This is a genomic window from Pantoea sp. SIMBA_079 (genome assembly GCF_046940275.1).
In the GTDB taxonomy this organism is placed as follows: Bacteria; Pseudomonadota; Gammaproteobacteria; order Enterobacterales; family Enterobacteriaceae; genus Pantoea; species Pantoea borealis.
The window spans coordinates 1-273 of sequence record NZ_JAWRYR010000290.1 but is presented as its reverse complement, the minus strand read 5'-3'; the positions used below and the strand labels follow the sequence as shown (position 1 = coordinate 273).

The following is a 273-nucleotide window of genomic DNA, read 5'->3' as shown; positions in this document are numbered from 1 at the left end:
CCGTCAGTACGTCGGGCGAAGGCTTCTTGCAGGGGCGGCCTGAACTGGGAGAACTGCGCTATTCCAGCCCGCTCTCTGGCTGGTACTGGTCTGTCGACCCCGTCACGCCGAATCTGTCCGGAAAACTGCAGTCACCTTCGCTGCTTGGTCGCATCGTGCCGGAAATGCCGGTCTCGCAGGCCCCGTTCGACAGTTCCTTCATGCGCAGCTACACCTTGCCCGGTTTCCATGGCGAGGAACTTTTCATCGTTGAAACCGAAGTGGTTCTGGACG

General features: G+C 60.1%; 1 pseudogene. It reads left to right on the top strand.

From position 1 onward, the window contains the following. Window positions 1–273: pseudogene (locus tag SB719_RS20070) on the top strand (histidine kinase); the annotation flags it as partial.